This is a genomic window from Actinomadura rugatobispora, from assembly GCF_042656285.1.
Classification (GTDB): Bacteria; Actinomycetota; Actinomycetes; order Streptosporangiales; family Streptosporangiaceae; genus Spirillospora; species Spirillospora rugatobispora.
Genome location: NZ_JBHSON010000005.1, coordinates 103,056 through 116,432, shown reverse-complemented (window position 1 = coordinate 116,432; position 13,377 = coordinate 103,056). Strand labels below are relative to the sequence as shown.

The following is a 13,377-nucleotide window of genomic DNA, read 5'->3' as shown; positions in this document are numbered from 1 at the left end:
AGGCGCGCCGCCGGCCGAAAGCGGTCCGGAAGTCCGCCAGAAGTGCTCCCCGGCAGGGTGAAACCACCGAAGACCAAGGAGCCGACATGACGACCACCACCGCCACCCGCGCCCCCGTGACGATCCTCGGGACGGGCCCGATGGGGCAGGCGCTGGCCAGGGCGTTCCTCAAGGCGGGGCACGCCACCACCGTCTGGAACCGCACCGCCGCGAAGACTGAGGCGCTCGTGGCCGAAGGGGCCTCCGCCGCGCCGACCGCCGCCGAGGCCGCGGCCGCGAGCCCCCTGGTGATCGTGTGCGTGCTGGACTACGACGCCGTCCAGACGATCACCGAGTCCGCCGCGTCCGCGCTCAAGGGCCGCACGCTGGTCAGCCTCACCGCCGACTCGCCCGAACGCGCCCGCGCGATGGCCGCGTGGGCGTCCGGGCACGGCATCGACTACCTCGACGGCTCGATCATGACCCCGACCGTGACCATCGGCGGACCGGACGCCGTCCTGCTCTACAGCGGACCAGAGCCGGTCTACCGCGCGCACCGCGACACCCTCGAAGCCCTGGGCGGCACGGGCACCTACCTGGGCGCCGACCCGGGACGGGCCGCGGCCTACGACGTGGCCCTGCTCGGCATCGCCTGGACGTCCGTCAGCGCCATCATCCACGCGTTCGCGCTGGCCAGGGCCGAGAACATCGCCCCGGGCGACCTGGCGCCGTTCGCCCAGGGGATCCTCGGCATGCTGCCCGCGTTCGGCACGGAGATCGTCCGCAACCTGGAGACGGGCGACTTCCGGGACGACGTCTCCAACACCACCTCGATCGCCGCCGGGATGGAACACGTCATCCAGGCGTCCGAGGCACGCGGCATCGACGCGGCGTCCCTGCGCGGTGCCCACGCCGCCGCCCGGCGCGCCATCGACGCGGGCCACGGCAGGGAGAGCATCGCCCGCGTCATCGACTTCCTGACGTTGGACGGAACGGGCCTCAGCGCAGGAGCCGGAAGAACGCCCGGACATCGCCGGTGAGCAGCTCCGGCACCTCCAGCGCCGGAAGATGACCGCCCCGGTCGAACTCCGTCCAGTGGACGACATCGTGGACGCGTTCGGCGAACTGCCTGATCGGCAGCACCAGATCGTGCGGGAACACCGCCACGCCCAGCGGCACCGGGCACGGCAGCGGCCTGCCGCCGCGCTTGCCGCCCGACTCGCGGTGCAGGCGCGAGGACGATCCGCCCGTCCCGTTCAGCCAGTACAGCATCACCGTCGTGAGCAGCCGGTCATCACTGATCTCGCTCGCCGGATCGCTCCACTCCGCGACCTTGTCCGCGATCCACGCGAGCTGCGCCACGGGGGAGTCGGACAGCCCGTACGCGAGGGTCTGGGGTCGCGTGGACTGCATCCGCCAGTACCCGGCCGGCTCCGCCAGATAGTTCCTCATCCGGTCGAGCCGCGCCCGCTCCTCCTCCGTCAGGTCGCCGTCCTCCCCGCCGGACGGCGTCGGCAGGTAGTTGAGGTGGAGTCCGATGACCGACTCCCGCTCCTGAAGGGCCAGTTCGTGGGAGATCGGCCAGCCGAAATCGCCCCCCTGCGCGCCGTACCGCTCGTACCCGAGCCGCCTCATCAGCTCGCCCCACGCGCGGGCGACGCGGGGGACGTCCCAGCCCCGATCCCTGGTCGGCCCCGAGAACCCGAAGCCGGGGATGGACGGGACGACCACGTGGAACGCGTCGGCCGGATCGCCGCCGTGCGCCCGCGGATCGGAGAGCGGCCCGATCATGTCGAGGAAGTCGGCGGACGTGCTGGGCCAGCCGTGGGTCAGGATGAGCGGCAGCGCGTCCGGCTCGGGCGAGCGCACATGGTAGAAGTGCACGTTCGCCCCATCGATCTCCGTCGTGAACTGGGGGAACTCGTTGAGCCTCGCCTCCTGGGCGCGCCAGTCGTACCCGGTGCGCCAGTACTCGGCCAGTTCCCTCGTCCGCGCGAGCGGGATCCCGTGGTCCCAGCCGACGCCCGGCAGTTCGTCCGGCCACCGCGTGCGGGCCAGCCGCCCGGCGAGATCGTCCAGGTCCGCCTGGGGCACCTGCGCACGGAACGCGACGATGTCGGCCATCTCCCACTCCATTCATTGGCATCACCAACATTGGTGTAGCCAACGATAACGTTAATCGTGGGTGTTGCCAACAAGTTGCTAGACTCGCGCGCATGATGAAGGCCGAGGGCCCCCAGCCCGCCCGCCTCAGGCACGCGCCCAGCTGGCTGCTCGGCCAGGCCTCCATGCACAGCCACCGCCTGATCGGCGAACGGTTCGCCGCCGAGGGCGTCCGCGGCTACCACTACCGCCTGCTCGCTGCCCTCGAGGAGTTCGGCCCGTCCAGCCAGGCCGCCCTGGGCCGCAGCACGGGCATCGACCGCAGCGACGTCGTCGCCGCGCTCAACGAGATGGCCGCCAAGCACCTGATCGAACGCTCCCCCGACCCCGACGACCGCCGCCGCAACGTCATCACCCTCACCCAGGTCGGAAGCAGGCACCTCAAGGAGCTGGACGGCGTCGTGACCGAGATCCAGGACACCCTCCTGGCACCCCTCACCCCAGCCGAACGCGCGACCCTGACCGACCTCCTGTCCCGCCTGGTCGACCACCACACCCGCCCCTGAACCGACCCGCAGGCGGCCGCCGCACAGCCGAGATCGGCCCTGGGCGCACATCCACACGGCCGGTCAGAGCCACCCCGGCATCCGGGGATGGGGATGGTTGCGTGGCCAAGGAAGGCCAGGACAGCAGGCGGCAGGGCGACCGCGCCGCCGGCAGCGCGGGCAGCCCCGTGCGCGGCAAGACACAAGCGCCCCAAGTGCAAGGCAGGCCGCCCGAACGGGACGCGCGGCCGCTCGGACACGCCGCTACTGCGCCATGTCCACGAAGCGGCTGTAGTGCCCCTGGAACGCCACGGTCACCGTCGCCGTGGGGCCGTTACGATGCTTGGCCACGATCAGGTCGGCCTCACCCGCCCGTGGCGACTCCTTCTCATACGCGTCCTCACGATGCAGCAGCACGACCATGTCCGCGTCCTGCTCGATGGAGCCCGATTCGCGCAGGTCCGACACCATGGGCTTCTTGTCGGTCCGCTGTTCGGGACCACGGTTGAGCTGAGACAGCGCGATCACGGGCACGCCGAGTTCCTTGGCGAGGAGCTTCAGCGAACGGGAGAACTCCGAGACCTCCACCTGCCGGCTCTCCACCCGTTTGCCGGAGGTCATCAGCTGCAGGTAGTCGATGATGACCAGCCGCAGGTCGTGCTGCTGTTTGAGTCTGCGGCACTTGGCGCGGATCTCCATCATCGACATGTTGGGCGAGTCGTCGATGAACAGCGGGGCCTCGGCGACCTCGCTCATCCTGCGGGCCAGGCGGGTCCAGTCCTCGTCCTGCATGGTGCCGGACCGCATCGCGTGCAGCGCCACCCGGGCCTCCGCCGACAGCAGCCGCATCGTGATCTCGTTGCGCCCCATCTCCAGGCTGAAGAACGCCGAGGTCAGACCGTGCTTGATCGAAGCGGCGCGGGCGAAGTCGAGCGCGAGCGTCGAGTTGTGCGTGGGGATGCAGGAGCGCCCGGCCAGATACATGTGGTCGGCGTTGTCGACCTGGACGCACCGCACCGGCACGCTCTCCACCGGCCGCACATCGACGATGTACCGGACCCGCGCCTTCGGATCCACCCTCTTGCGCTGCCGCTCCAGTTTGCGCGGAAGCCGGAACACCGGCTCCGCCGGAGTGAAATTGATCCGATAGAACGTCGAGGTCTCAGGTGAACGCCCCTTGACCGGCTTGGTGGTCATCGTCGCCCGGTAGCCGAGACTGAGGATCAGCTCGTGCGCCCCCTCGGCCAGCCGCCTGTTCACGAACGCGAGCTGGACCTGACCGATCTCGGAAACGTACCCGTCGGTGTCGAGCATCCCGGCCAGCAGAGCGCGCCGCTGCTCCTCGGACGCCCGCAGATAGCGCGCGGGGATGTGCTTGTTCCGCCAAACCCCCAACTCCTTGAGCTTCGTTACCAGGCGAGGGAGACCGAACCGTCCAGGCGTCTTGTACCGCACGACCGGCTGCCCGGCCGTTTCGATCTGCTCCAGGATCTCCTCGTCGAAGCACGTGATGGCCCCGGCCCAGCTGTCCCCATCACCAAGCCACGCCCCCAGGACATAGGGGTCGACGGGCAACTCGGCGTGCGGCAGCCGGAAGGGCGCGGCCACTTCGACCGCGTGGTTGGGACGGTTGTCACCGCCACAGCGCAGGGTCGCCGCGATCTCCTCCGTCGTCTTGATGGGCCGGTGCTCCGCCGTGATCGCGAAGTTCTTCGGACGGACGGCGCGCTGCAGCAGCCCACGGTAAAGAGTCGCGCACTCATAACGGACCTGTCGCTTTGAGATGCTCGTATCGACCTCGCCGCGGTGGCCCAGTTGCCTGGTGACCGCATGGAGCGCATGGTGGAACTCCGCGCCGACCTCTGCCACCGCCTGGCGATGCGAGATCAGTCTCCTGGGCTGCTCGTTCGCGGCCGCCGTTGCCCACCGAACCCGGTTGATCGCGTCTGCGGACCAGTGGTAGGCAGGCCTGCGCTCATTACGCTGGCGGCGGCTCGCACGGGTCGTCGTCCGCCACTGGTGCTGCGCGTCGGCGACGAGTACCTCGCCGTCGGAGAACTCGACCTCGTAGCAGGGGCGGCCGTACATGACCTCGGTGGCGGCGACGACGCGGGTCGGCTTTCCGTCGGCCCCGATCAGGTAGTCCCCCACCTTGACCTCCCCCATCGTCGTCCAGCCGGTGGGGGTCGCTAGTGGGGTATTTGTCCGGAATGCCTTTCCCATTGCAGGGCGGGCGGCGACCACGATCATCTGGCCGGGGTGGAGGCCGTTGGTGAGGGCGTCGAAATCGGCGAAGCCGGTGGGGACGCCGGTCATCTGGCCGCCGCGGCTGCCGATGGCCTCGATCTCGTCCAGCGCGCCCGGCATGATCTCGCTCAGCGGCACGTAGTCCTCGCCGGTGCGCTTCTCGGCGATGGCGAAGACCTCGGCCTGGGCCCGGTCGAGGACGTCGTCCGCGTCGGCCCCGTCGGCGGCGTATCCCATCTGGACGATCCGCGTCCCGGTCTCGACCAGCTTGCGCAGCACCGCGCGCTCGCGGACGATCTTGGCGTAGTAGCCGGCGTTGGCCGCGGTCGGGACCGAGGAGATCAGGGTGTGCAGGTACGGGGCGCCGCCGATCCGGGCGATCTCGCCGCGCTTGGTCAGCTCCCCGGCGATCGTGACGGCGTCGGCCGGGTCGCCGCGGCCGTACAGGTCGAGGATCGCGTCGAAGATGATCTGGTGGGCGGGCCGGTAGAAGTCGTGGGTGCGCAGGAGCTCGATGACCTCGGCGATGGCGTCCTGGGAGAGCAGCATGCCTCCGATGACGCCCTGCTCTGCGGAGATGTCGTGCGGCGGGGTGCGCTCGAACTCCTGCTCGTGCGGTCCGAGCTCGGTCACGCTCATTCCAGCAGCCCCCCATGGCCTCAGTCGCCGCGGCAGTCCCGTCCGGCTCCTCTAGGTTCCGTTCATCTCATGTGCGTCTGACATTCTCCGAGCCGGACACGCCCGAGGGCAAAGCCGGGTGTGGACGAGCCTGTGGAGGCGTTGTGCAGACACGCGGGGATCGTTGTGCACGACCTGGGGACAACTTTGTGGATAACCGTGGACGGCTTCCACTCCAACCCTCCTGACCTGCGATGACCCCGTCCACCGGCTGTGCGGGAAAGAAAGTCCGAAGATCTGTGTCCCGCACGCCCACGAACACCCCGTAACCGACAAATTGCTCATATCCCTTACAGCTTGCTAGCCTGACGTGGATCATGGCCGGCCTCCCCCTGCGTGCGAACAAGCACGACCGCGAGATCCTCCGCCTCGCCATCCCCGCGTTCGGCGCGCTGGTGGCCGAGCCGCTGTTCCTGCTGACCGACAGCGCGATCGTCGGCCACCTCGGCACCGCCCAGCTCGGCGGCCTCGGCGTCGCCGGCCAGGCCCTGGCCACCCTCGTCTACCTGTGTGTCTTCCTCGCCTACGGGACGACCGCCGGAGTCGCCAGGCAGGTCGGCGCCGGCGACCTGCGGGCGGCGGTGCGCCAGGGTATCGACGGCATGTGGCTCGCGCTGGGGCTCGGCCTCCTGCTCATCGCGGTGTGCTGGCCCTTGGCCCCCTGGATCGTGGACCTGTTCGGCGCGTCCCCGTCGGTCGCGCCCTACGCCCGCACCTATCTCACCGTGAGCCTGATCGGCATCCCCGGCATGCTGGTCGTCCTCGCCGGGACGGGGGTGCTGCGCGGCCTCCAGGACACCCGTACACCCCTGCTCGTCTCCATCGGCGGCTTCGGCGCCAACCTCGTCCTGAACGTGGTGTTCGTGCTGTGGCTCGGGTGGGGCATCGCGGGCTCGGCCTGGGGGACGGTGCTCGCGCAGACCGGGAGCGCGGTCGTGTACGTGGTCGTCGTGCTGCGCGCGGCACGGCGGCACGGCGCCCCGATCCGGCCCGACCTGGCCGGCCTGCGCGGTGCCGTGTCCGCCGGGGTGCACCTCGTGCTGCGGACGGCCGCGCTGCGGATCGTGCTGATCGTCGGCACGTCGATCGCGGCCCGGATGGGCGACCCGGAGATCGCCGCGTACCAGGTCGGCTACCAGGTCTGGAACCTGATGGTCTTCGCCCTGGACGCGATCGCGATCGCCGGGCAGGCCATCACCGGACGCCATCTCGGCGCGGCCGACGTCCCCGCCACCCGGTCCGCGACGCGGCGCATGGTGCAGTGGGGCGCGGCCTGCGGGGTCGTCTTCGGCATCGCCGTCCTCGCCGTACGACCGTGGCTCCCCGCCCTGTTCAGCCCCGACGACCAGGTGCGGAACCTGCTGCTCGGCTCCCTGATCCTGGTGGCCCTGCTCCAGCCGATCGCCGGAGTGGTCTTCGTCCTGGACGGCATCCTGATCGGCGCGGGAGACGGCCCGTACCTCGCGGTGACCTCGGTGATCGCCACGCTGGCGTTCCTTCCCGCGGCCCTGCTCGCCTACTGGGCGGACGCCGGGCTCATCGGCCTGTGGCTGGCGATCGGCCTGTGGATGGTCACCCGCCTGATCACCCTCGGCCTGCGCGCCAGGGGCGACGCCTGGCTGGTCACGGGCGCCGTCCGGCGCTGACCGCCGGGAAATCGGTGAAGCTCACCCGTCCCACCGGTCACTCTCGCTAGGATTCGAACATGTGTTCCACACACGGCGAGCGGATGGCCCGCCTGACGCAGGCGATCGACGACCTGGCGGCCGAGGGCCTGGCCGGGCTGCCTCCGGAGACCCTGGTGGAACGGGTGGCGGGCATCTGGTCCCTGGTCGAGGGCATCGACCCGGAGATCGCCCGCCGCCGCACCCGCTACACGACCCCGGAGTCCTGACGTTGGCACGTTCCCACCGCTAGGGCAGCATCGGCAGATCGGGAAGCTCCAACGTCCCGTCCTCGAGCAACGGAATCCCGGAAGACGGCTCTTTCGGCTTCGTCTTGGGCTTCGCCTTAGGCTTCGTCTTGGGTTTCACCTTCGCCTTCGGCGGCGCCTTCTTCGGCTTCGCCTTGACCTTCGGCTGCGCACTCACCTTCTCCGAGTCGAACTCCTCGTCCGATTCGTCGGAGGTCTCGTCCAGGTCCAGGAGCCTGGCCACATCACCGCGAAGCTCCGGCAGCCGCGCGTAGAACACGTCCCCCGGACAGTCGGTCGCCACCAGGTCCCGGTGCCCGACGATGGCGCGGAACGGGTCGAGGCGGTACTCGGTGCACAGCCAGGCGCACGTCTCCACCAGGGACGACCAGAGCCTCGCCGGCACCGCGGCCTGGCTGTAGGTGCCCTCGTTCTCGATACCGATCGTGTGGGAGTTGTGGTGCAACGCCTGCGCGCCCACAAGATGCCGCCCCGCGCGTATGGCCGCGAGGCTGCCGTTGCGGCCCTCCATGACATGGCCGCCGCGGCTGATGGTGAGCTGCTGCCCGGCGTCGTCCCACCTGCGGGTGTTCATGTGGAAACCCTGGATCTGCCGTGACAGCTGATAGGCGTGCGCGACCGAGTAGTCCTTGGAGTTCGGGGTCGCCGTATGGTGCACGACGATCCGATCCGGAGCCCGACTGAGCACCTGCGCCCGCCTGCGCGGCGGCACCGCCTTCCACTGCGCCCGCGTGTGGACGCGCAGAGGCGGCGTGTCCCATGCGAACGCCTTGTCGACCAGGAGCAGGTCGAGAAGCCCGAACCCAAGGATTCCCGCCATACTCCGGCGGGTGAGCCGACCGTACGGATGCGTGGACACACCGCCCCCTCCAGTGAAGATCCACTTCGGACGGTAGCCACAGCTCGCCGCATGATCCAAAGACAGGGCGTTTCAATGTCATGTCCCACAAAACCCCGACTCCCCCACACCAACCCCCCATGGCCGCCCCACCCCGATCGCTCCAACCACAGCGCTCACGCACAACTCCGTAAGCCCTAACCAGCCCGCAGCTCGCATAGCCACACGTCGCCTTCGCGTGACCGGCCAGGCGGGGCGAAGACATGGTCGCCGGGGCTTGGACAAGGAGCTCCGCCCCGGCCAGACGGGACGGAACACCGTGGCGAGCCATGGCCCGACGCGGCAGACGCGACCACAGGCGGCCGCAACCTGACCAGGCGAGCCGGGGGCGGGCCATGATGCAGCACAACTCGGCACGCGCCACCACAGGCCGTCGTGACCTGACCAGACAAGACGGGGCATGGTTGCCCCGATCTGGCCAGGCGGGCGACGCAAGGGGACGCTACGGCCCAGCCAGCAGGACGGAACGGAACGCGGTGGCCCCGACGCGGCGGACGCCACCACCGGCTACCGCGACCAGGCCAGGCAAACCGGGCCGCGACATGATGCGACACAACTCGACAGGCGCCACCACAGGCTGCCACCAACAAGCCAGGCGAGCCGGGGCGGGGCATGATGCGACGCAACCCGGCAGGCGCCACCACAGGTTGTCGTGACCTGGCCAGGCGGGATGGAGACATGGTTGCCGGGCCTGGACAAAGGAGCTCCGGCCCGGCCAAGCGGACGGAAGGGAAGACCGTGGCGTGCCATGGCCCGACTACGACGCGACCATAGGTTGCCGCAACCTTGACCAGGCGAACGAGGGCGGGGCGTGATGCGGCTCGGCGGTCCGGGCCACAGGTTGTCTTGACCTGGCTAGGTGGGCGGCGCGCGGGGAGCGGAGGCATTGGGGGTGTGCGGGCGGGGGGGGGACGGCTACGGGCCAGGTGGACGCTGGTGCGTCCACCTGGGCCGTTGCTTTGTGGTCCTGCTCACGGGTGGTGTGAGCGGGGTCAGGCCTCGACTACATCGACGTCGATGGTGGCGTTGACGTCCGAGTGCAGGCGGATGCTGACCCGGTGGGTGCCGACGGTCTTGATCGGGTTGCCGATCTCGATGCGGCGGCGGTCCAGGTCGGGGCCGTCGGCGGCCTTGACGGCCTCGGCGATGTCGGCGGCGGTGACGGCGCCGAACAGGCGGCCGTTGCTGCCGGTGCGGGTCCGCAGGGTCACCTTGAGCGCCTTCAGCGCGCCGGCGACCTCCTTGGCGTGCTCGACGGTCGCGATCTCGCGGGCCGAGCGGGCCTTCTTGATCGAGTCGATCTCGCGTTCGGCGCCGCGGGTCCACTTGATCGCGAACCCGCGCGGGATCAGGTAGTTGCGGCCGTAGCCGTCACGGACCTCGATCACGTCTCCGGGCTCACCGAGTCCGGAGACCTGCTGGGTGAGGATGAGCTTCATGGTCGTCGTTCCCCCTCACTCAGCGCGCGGTGCTGGTGTACGGCAGCAGCGCCATCTCGCGGGCGTTCTTGATCGCCGTGGCGACGTCCCGCTGGTGCTGGGTGCAGTTGCCGGTCACCCGACGCGCCCGGATCTTGCCGCGGTCGGAAATGAACTTCCGCAGCAGCCCGGTGTCCTTGTAGTCGACGTAGGAGATCTTCTCCTGGCAGAAAACGCAAACCTTCTTCTTCGGCTTGCGGGGAGGTGGCTTCGCCATCGTGGTGCTCCTTTATGAGAGCCCCGCTCACGCGGGAATGGACTGGGTTGGTGTGATCGCCTAGAACGGCGGGTCGTCGGAGAACCCGCCGCCACCGCCGGAGCCGCCGCCGGTGGCCCAGGGGTCGGCCGGGGCTCCGCCGCCGGGGCCGCCCTGCTGGCCGCCGCCGAAGCCGCCACCACCACCGCCGGGACCGCCCTGCTGACCGCCGAAGCCGCCGCCTCCGCCGTCTCCGCCGCCGAAGCCGCCGCCACCGCCGCCCTGCCGCTGGGTCTTGTTGACCTTCGCGGTGGCGTTGCGCAGTGAGGGACCGACCTCCTCGACCTCGATCTCGAAGACGGTCCGCTTCTCACCCTGCTGGGTCTCGTACGAGCGCTGCTGGAGGCGGCCCTGAACGATCACCCGCATGCCGCGCTGCAGGGTCTCGGCCACGTTCTCGGCCGCCTGCCGCCAGACGTTGCAGGTCAGGAAGAGCGCCTCGCGGTCCTTCCACTCGCCCGACTGGCGGTCGAAGTACCGCGGCGTCGAGGCGATGCGGAACGACGCGACCGCCTGGCCGCTCGTGGTGAAGCGTAGGTTCGGGTCCTCCACGAGGTTCCCGACGATCGTGATTACGGTGTCGCCTGCCATGGGCTCGCTCCGGCTGGTGTGAGGGCCTGAGCCTGGCTCAGTGGACCTCGGGGCGGATGACCTTCGTACGGAGGATCGACTCGCTCAGGTTGAGCTGCCGGTCGAGCTCCTTGACCGTGGCAGGCTCGGCCGAGAGGTCGACCACCGCGTAGATGCCTTCGGACTTCTTCTGGATGTCGTAGGCCAGACGCCTGCGGCCCCAGATGTCGACCTTCTCGACGCTGCCGCCGCCGTCCTTGACGACCTTCAGGAACGGGTCGAGCGAAGCGGACGCGGTGCGCTCGTCGATGGCGGGGTCGAGGATGGCCATGAGTTCGTAACGACGCATGCTGTGTCCCTACCTCCTCTGGACTGATGCGGTCACGGTCTCTCCGTGACAGGAGGGTTCTTGCGTCTCTCGGGCCGCGCGGCACCGGCCGGGTGGCCGTGCACCGGCCGCGAGACCGATACAGGCTACCAAGAGTCGGCAGCGTGCAAGCCGTTTCCGCACGCGGACGGGCACGGAGCGCCTCCGCAACCGCACCGTCCGGCGCCGGCCCGTCCGCGTGCGCGGGGCCGGCGCAGGAGCCGTGCCGTCCGCACGTGCGGGCGGCACGGCTGCGGCGGCCGGTGGCGGGACGCACTAGCGCCGGGCACCGGGAGCGCGAGCGGCGCAGCGCCGGCGCTCCAGCTCGGCCATGATGTCGGCCATGCGGGCGCGCATGCGGGCGGTCTGGGTCGTCAGCAGCGACAACTCCTCGACCAGTTCCGCGTCGCCGATGACCGCGAGTTCACTCTGCCTCATCTCGGCACCTCCTGACTCTCCCCGCTTCCCCTCGGGGCGGACCGGGACCGGCGTCCTCGAATCCATGTTCGACCGTACCGGGTGCCGCCGACAATTTCGGGGAGCGGACAGCCGAATGATCATTCGTTTCCGGGGGAATCCCTTGTACGGGCGCGTTCCGGCAGCCCGTCCGGTACCCGCGCGTCCCGACGGAGACGGCGAACACGCCCGCACCGGCAGGAGGTGTCCCGATGTCGCAGGAGGCAGCCGGGAGGAAACGGTCGGCCCTCACTCTGAACACCGACGGCGAGCGCCATCCGGTGGAGAACTCTCTGGCGGTGGCCGCGCTCACCACCGGGCTGCTCGCCCTCGTGCTGGGATTCATCCCGGCCACCCACTTCTTCGGCGCCCTGGCGGGAGTGATCGGGCTTCCGCTCGCCCTCTACTCGCAGATGGTCTCCGCGACGACCGGGGAGCGCTGGCTGAACGTGGTCGGCATGGTGGCCGCGTTCATCGGGGCCGCCTTCGCCCTCAGCCACGGCGGCTTCTCCATCTGAGCCGCCGCCCCCGGCGGCTGACCTCAGGCGGGTGATCCCAGGCCGCTGATCCGGTCGCTGGTCCCGGCTGCTGGCCCCGGCCGCTGGTCCCGGCGGTTGATCCCGATCGCTCCGGCCGCTGATCTCGGCGGCTGGTTCTGGTCGCTGGCCCCGGCGGCTGGTCCCGGCCGCTGGTCCCGGCTGCTGGCCCCGGCGGCTGGTCCCGGCCGCTGGTCCCGGCTGCTGGCCCCGGCCGCCGGTCCCGGCCGCTGATCCCGGCGACTGGTCCCGGCCGCCGGTCCCGGCCGCTGATCCCGGCGGCTGATCCGGGCCGCTGATCCCGGCCGCTGATCCCGGCGACTGGCCCCGGCCGTTGATCCCGGCTGCCGGTCCCGGCGGCTGGTCGTGGCGGCTGGTCGTGGCCGGGGTTCTCGGGCGGTGGTCTCGGCGGGGGCCTGGTGGGGCGTTGCCATCGGGCGTGCCTGGGGTGCTGGCGCCGGATACCCTCGGAGGCATGCGCATCGGAGCCCATGTCGACCAGACCGACCCGCTCGAGAGCGCCCGCGCTCGCGAGGCGGACGTCGTCCAGTTCTTCCTGGGCGACCCGCAGGGCTGGAAGAAGCCCGTGATCCCCGAGGGCGCGAAGGCGGTCCAGGACTCCGACGTGGACGTGTACGTGCACGCCCCCTACGTGGTCAACGTGGCGACGTCCAACAACAAGATCCGGATCCCGAGCCGCAAGATCCTCCAGCAGCAGCTGGAGGCGGCGGCGTCGATCGGCGCCAAGGCGCTGATCGTGCACGGGGGGCATGTCCTCAAGGCCGACGACCCCGAGACCGGCTACGAGAACTGGCGGAAGGTCTTCGAGCGCATCGACTGCCCCATCCCGGTCTACATCGAGAACACGGCGGGCGGCGACAACGCGATGGCCCGCAAGTTCGACCGGATCGCCCGGTTGTGGGAGGTCCTGACGGGGGTGGACGGTCTCGAGTCCAAGCTCGGCTTCTGCCTGGACACGTGCCACGCGCACGCGGCCGGGGAGGAGCTCATCGACGCCGTCGACCGGATCAAGTCCATCACCGGGCGCATCGACCTGGTGCACTGCAACGACAGCCGCGACGCGTTCGGCTCCGGCGCCGACCGGCACGCCAACCTGGGCTCGGGCACCATCGAGACCGACCTGATCCTGTCGGTCGTACGGGCCGCGGGCGCCCCGGTCATCGTGGAGACCCCCGGCGACGGGCAGGCGGCCGACATCGCGCTGCTCCGCTCCAATCTGACCTGATCTTCGGCGGGCCGCCCGGATCGGCGGACGTTCGCGCGCGGAAATGCAGGGTTTCGATCTCCTGGAGCGGGGCCGCTTTCGGTCG

General features: G+C 70.2%; 15 protein-coding genes. 7 read left to right on the top strand and 8 right to left on the bottom strand.

Annotation, left to right across the window (positions count from 1 at the left end):
* The first annotated feature begins 86 nt into the window (after window positions 1–86).
* Window positions 87–1,019, top strand: a complete 933-nt coding sequence (locus ACFPZN_RS05130; protein WP_378280616.1) for an NAD(P)-dependent oxidoreductase — start codon at window positions 87–89, stop codon at window positions 1,017–1,019.
* Here ACFPZN_RS05130 and ACFPZN_RS05125 read toward each other — a convergent pair.
* Window positions 979–2,103: an epoxide hydrolase family protein gene (locus tag ACFPZN_RS05125; RefSeq protein WP_378280615.1), complete on the bottom strand. Its 1,125-nt coding sequence runs from the start codon at window positions 2,101–2,103 to the stop codon at window positions 979–981. The two genes, ACFPZN_RS05130 and ACFPZN_RS05125, sit on opposite strands and share 41 nt — an antisense overlap.
* A 92-nt stretch (window positions 2,104–2,195) precedes the next feature.
* Here ACFPZN_RS05125 and ACFPZN_RS05120 point away from each other — a divergent pair, with 92 nt between their 5' ends.
* On the top strand, window positions 2,196–2,648 hold the full coding sequence (locus ACFPZN_RS05120) for a MarR family winged helix-turn-helix transcriptional regulator (RefSeq protein ID WP_378280614.1): 453 nt from the start codon (window positions 2,196–2,198) through the stop codon (window positions 2,646–2,648).
* 243 nt (window positions 2,649–2,891) lie between these two features.
* Here ACFPZN_RS05120 and dnaB read toward each other — a convergent pair whose 3' ends face one another.
* The gene (dnaB, locus tag ACFPZN_RS05115) at window positions 2,892–5,513 is read right to left on the bottom strand and encodes a replicative DNA helicase (protein WP_378280613.1); all 2,622 of its coding nucleotides are present in this window, start codon (window positions 5,511–5,513) and stop codon (window positions 2,892–2,894) included.
* Window positions 5,514–5,869: 356 nt separating this feature from the next.
* Between dnaB and ACFPZN_RS05110 the strand changes: the two genes are divergently transcribed.
* A complete protein-coding gene (locus ACFPZN_RS05110; protein WP_378280612.1) occupies window positions 5,870–7,198 on the top strand; it encodes an MATE family efflux transporter in 1,329 nt (442 codons plus the stop codon).
* 59 nt (window positions 7,199–7,257) lie between these two features.
* On the top strand, window positions 7,258–7,446 hold the full coding sequence (locus ACFPZN_RS05105) for a hypothetical protein (RefSeq protein ID WP_366621930.1): 189 nt from the start codon (window positions 7,258–7,260) through the stop codon (window positions 7,444–7,446).
* 19 nt (window positions 7,447–7,465) lie between these two features.
* On the opposite strand, the gene ACFPZN_RS05100 is transcribed toward ACFPZN_RS05105, so the two are convergent.
* The 6 genes from ACFPZN_RS05100 to ACFPZN_RS05075 all read right to left on the bottom strand — a co-directional run bounded on the left by ACFPZN_RS05100 (window position 7,466) and on the right by ACFPZN_RS05075 (window position 11,492).
* On the bottom strand, window positions 7,466–8,305 hold the full coding sequence (locus ACFPZN_RS05100) for a peptidoglycan recognition protein family protein (protein WP_378280611.1): 840 nt from the start codon (window positions 8,303–8,305) through the stop codon (window positions 7,466–7,468).
* 1,070 nt (window positions 8,306–9,375) lie between these two features.
* Window positions 9,376–9,822, bottom strand: coding sequence for a 50S ribosomal protein L9 (rplI, locus tag ACFPZN_RS05095; RefSeq protein WP_378280610.1), 447 nt, complete (start codon window positions 9,820–9,822; stop codon window positions 9,376–9,378).
* A gap of 19 nt (window positions 9,823–9,841) precedes the next feature.
* Window positions 9,842–10,078, bottom strand: a complete 237-nt coding sequence (gene rpsR, locus ACFPZN_RS05090; RefSeq protein WP_019631633.1) for a 30S ribosomal protein S18 — start codon at window positions 10,076–10,078, stop codon at window positions 9,842–9,844.
* Window positions 10,079–10,138: 60 nt separating this feature from the next.
* The gene (locus ACFPZN_RS05085) at window positions 10,139–10,708 is read right to left on the bottom strand and encodes a single-stranded DNA-binding protein (RefSeq protein ID WP_378280609.1); all 570 of its coding nucleotides are present in this window, start codon (window positions 10,706–10,708) and stop codon (window positions 10,139–10,141) included.
* Window positions 10,709–10,745: 37 nt separating this feature from the next.
* Entirely contained in the window at window positions 10,746–11,036 is a 291-nt protein-coding gene (gene rpsF, locus ACFPZN_RS05080; RefSeq protein ID WP_378280608.1) for a 30S ribosomal protein S6, read from the bottom strand.
* Window positions 11,037–11,330: 294 nt separating this feature from the next.
* Window positions 11,331–11,492, bottom strand: coding sequence for a hypothetical protein (locus ACFPZN_RS05075; RefSeq protein ID WP_378280607.1), 162 nt, complete (start codon window positions 11,490–11,492; stop codon window positions 11,331–11,333).
* Window positions 11,493–11,722: 230 nt separating this feature from the next.
* Here ACFPZN_RS05075 and ACFPZN_RS05070 point away from each other — a divergent pair, with 230 nt between their 5' ends.
* From ACFPZN_RS05070 to ACFPZN_RS05060, 3 genes are all read left to right on the top strand, one after another.
* Window positions 11,723–12,028, top strand: coding sequence for a hypothetical protein (locus ACFPZN_RS05070; protein WP_378280606.1), 306 nt, complete (start codon window positions 11,723–11,725; stop codon window positions 12,026–12,028).
* 96 nt (window positions 12,029–12,124) lie between these two features.
* On the top strand, window positions 12,125–12,280 hold the full coding sequence (locus ACFPZN_RS05065; protein ID WP_378280605.1) for a hypothetical protein: 156 nt from the start codon (window positions 12,125–12,127) through the stop codon (window positions 12,278–12,280).
* A gap of 241 nt (window positions 12,281–12,521) precedes the next feature.
* Window positions 12,522–13,292, top strand: a complete 771-nt coding sequence (locus tag ACFPZN_RS05060) for a deoxyribonuclease IV (protein ID WP_378280604.1) — start codon at window positions 12,522–12,524, stop codon at window positions 13,290–13,292.
* Window positions 13,293–13,377: the final 85 nt, after the last annotated feature.

Coding starts and splice junctions, on each gene's coding strand:
- ACFPZN_RS05130 (WP_378280616.1), top strand. CDS start 87: ATGACGACCACCACCGCCACCCGCGCCCCCGTGACGATCCTCGGGACG.
- ACFPZN_RS05125 (WP_378280615.1), bottom strand. CDS start 2,103: ATGGCCGACATCGTCGCGTTCCGTGCGCAGGTGCCCCAGGCGGACCTG.
- ACFPZN_RS05120 (WP_378280614.1), top strand. CDS start 2,196: ATGATGAAGGCCGAGGGCCCCCAGCCCGCCCGCCTCAGGCACGCGCCC.
- dnaB (WP_378280613.1), bottom strand. CDS start 5,513: ATGAGCGTGACCGAGCTCGGACCGCACGAGCAGGAGTTCGAGCGCACC.
- ACFPZN_RS05110 (WP_378280612.1), top strand. CDS start 5,870: ATGGCCGGCCTCCCCCTGCGTGCGAACAAGCACGACCGCGAGATCCTC.
- ACFPZN_RS05105 (WP_366621930.1), top strand. CDS start 7,258: ATGTGTTCCACACACGGCGAGCGGATGGCCCGCCTGACGCAGGCGATC.
- ACFPZN_RS05100 (WP_378280611.1), bottom strand. CDS start 8,305: ATGGCGGGAATCCTTGGGTTCGGGCTTCTCGACCTGCTCCTGGTCGAC.
- rplI (WP_378280610.1), bottom strand. CDS start 9,822: ATGAAGCTCATCCTCACCCAGCAGGTCTCCGGACTCGGTGAGCCCGGA.
- rpsR (WP_019631633.1), bottom strand. CDS start 10,078: ATGGCGAAGCCACCTCCCCGCAAGCCGAAGAAGAAGGTTTGCGTTTTC.
- ACFPZN_RS05085 (WP_378280609.1), bottom strand. CDS start 10,708: ATGGCAGGCGACACCGTAATCACGATCGTCGGGAACCTCGTGGAGGAC.
- rpsF (WP_378280608.1), bottom strand. CDS start 11,036: ATGCGTCGTTACGAACTCATGGCCATCCTCGACCCCGCCATCGACGAG.
- ACFPZN_RS05075 (WP_378280607.1), bottom strand. CDS start 11,492: ATGAGGCAGAGTGAACTCGCGGTCATCGGCGACGCGGAACTGGTCGAG.
- ACFPZN_RS05070 (WP_378280606.1), top strand. CDS start 11,723: ATGTCGCAGGAGGCAGCCGGGAGGAAACGGTCGGCCCTCACTCTGAAC.
- ACFPZN_RS05060 (WP_378280604.1), top strand. CDS start 12,522: ATGCGCATCGGAGCCCATGTCGACCAGACCGACCCGCTCGAGAGCGCC.